This is a genomic window from Candidatus Neomarinimicrobiota bacterium (assembly GCA_041862535.1).
Classification (GTDB): Bacteria; Fidelibacterota; Marinisomatia; order SCGC-AAA003-L08; family TS1B11.
On record JBGVTM010000307.1, the window covers coordinates 1 to 2397 of the forward strand.

The following is a 2397-nucleotide window of genomic DNA, read 5'->3' on the forward strand; positions in this document are numbered from 1 at the left end:
AGCAGCCAAGCGTGGGGCAAAGATTGTCGTGATTGACCCCCGCCATACAGAAGCAGCAATACGTACCGATGCTCAATGGATTCCCATTCGGCCCGGTACCGATGGTGCCCTAGCCTTGAGCATGATAGAAGTGATGATAGACGAAGACCTGTATGATGAGGATTTCGCTGAGAACTGGTGTCACGGCTTCGACGAACTGAAGACCTACGTTCAGCATTTTCGGCCGGAAGTAATACAGAATATCACGTGGGTACCGGCAGATATGATTCGAGACCTTGCTCGACGGATCTGCAATGCCAGCGGTGTGTCATCATTGATGTTTACTGGACTGGAGTACTCCAATAGCGGCGTCCAGTCGGCCAGAGCGGTGTTAACCTTGTTTGCCCTCGCTAACCAACTCGATGTACCGGGTGGTATAGGCCTCACCATGCTTGACAGTGAATTCCCCATTAACCGTTCATGCAATCTCGATAACCCGAACGTTAATCGGGCTATCGGCCGAAACGAGTTTCCTGTTTACACCAGCTACCGCGGGGAAGCACATGCAGGCGCACTGGTTGACTCTGTTTTGAAAGGACAACCCTACCAAACACGCGCCCTCATCATCCACGGCGCCTCTCTGCTGACATCGTGGCCGCAAACTCCGGTTTGGAGAGAAGTTCTATCCAAACTTGACTTCGTGGTCTGTATAGATCGACAGCTCACAGCTGATGCCGCATACGCTGATATATTCCTGCCGGCTACAACAATGTTCGAAAATTATTCATATATGACCTACGGACCAATTTTCCGCCTGCGCGAGAGAATGATTGAGCCTATGGGACAGGCACGCAATGATTACCTCATCATGGCTAAGCTGGCCGACTGTCTTGGCTATGGACACCTGTTTCCTCAGACCGAAGAGGAAATGCTCCGATTTGTCTTACGAGATTCGGGATACACATTGGAGGATGTGAAGACTGCTGGTGGATGGGTAAGAATTCCGACGCCCATGATGGAGTATAAGAAATGGCAGAAGGGAGGTCTAAGAAAGGATGGGAAACCCGGTTTCGATACACCGACAGGAAAGTTTGAAATATGGTCGACTATTCTGGAGGAATATGGATATGAGCCATTACCAAAATACATTGAGCCTACTGAAGGACCACTGGGGAGTCCGAAGTTGTTGGAAAACTTTCCCCTGGTGTTTAACTCCGGGGCAAGACCCCAGACTGATTTCAGATCGCAACATCACAGCATTGAAGGGCTTATAATGGATACCCCGGAGCCCATAGTGGAGATTAACGTTGAAGATGCTGAGAAAAGGAGTATTAGGAGTGGCGATCTTGTACGGGTAATCACGCAGAGAGGGAGTGTGCCTTTTAGGGCTAAAGTCACGGACGGCATTGCCAAAGGATGTATCGAATGTATGTTTGGTGGTGGCACCCCTGTCGGACCTGAAGCATGGCAGGAATGGAATGTCAATAAACTTACGGATATTAACAACTATGACAGCATTTCCGGTTTTCCCGTATATAAAGCACTCTTGTGCGATGTGCAAAAGGTTGAGTCCGGTACTGATGAGACCCGCTGTTTAGTAAATAGACAGGTATTAGACTATCACAGTAATTTGGCAGACGCCGAGGAATCGCCAATGAAGCTCAAAGGTCGCATTTACCTTGACAACAATGCCACAACACAGGTTGATGATGCAGTAAGAGAGGCAATAGTGCCATATCTGAGTTCAGATGCCGGAAACCCTTCCAGCATACATCAGACGGGCAAGATTGCCCGAGAAGCTGTAGAGAATGCACGTCGTCAGGTGGCTATGCTAATAAATGTTCAGCCACGACGAATTGTCTTCACCGGAGGTGGCTCTGAGGCCGACAATCTTGCTATCAAGGGAGCGGCATTTGCTCTGCGTGATAGGGGTAATCATGTCATAACAACTACCTTCGAACATCCAGCTGTACTTGGCGCCTGCGAGTTTTTAGAGAGATATGGTTACAGAGTTACATATCTCGGTGTAGATGAAGATGGTTGGCTGGATCCCGAAAGACTACGCAACACCATCACTGCAGATACAATACTAGTCTCCATAATGATGGCTAACAATGAAGTGGGTACTATTCTTCCTATAAAGGAGCTAAATTCAATTTGCCACGAGAAGGGAATCCTGTTCCACACTGACGCCGTTCAAGCCATAGGTAAGATTACAGTGGATGTACAAGACCTGAATGTAGATATGCTCAGTTTGTCGGGACACAAGTTTCATGCTCCAAAGGGAGTAGGTGCTTTATATATCAGAAAAGGAATCGAACTGGAGCCGCTTATTCACGGGGGGAAACAGGAGCGCGGAATACGAGCTGGCACAGAGAATGTTCCGGCTATCGTAGGTTTAGGCAAAGCAGCGGAACT

General features: G+C 48.5%; 1 protein-coding gene. It reads left to right on the forward strand.

All coding sequences use genetic code 11. From position 1 onward, the window contains the following. Positions 1 to 28: 28 nt before the first annotated feature. Positions 29 to 2397: aminotransferase class V-fold PLP-dependent enzyme (locus ACETWG_11130; protein MFB0517138.1), on the forward strand; the 2369-nt coding region annotated here is incomplete at its 3' end.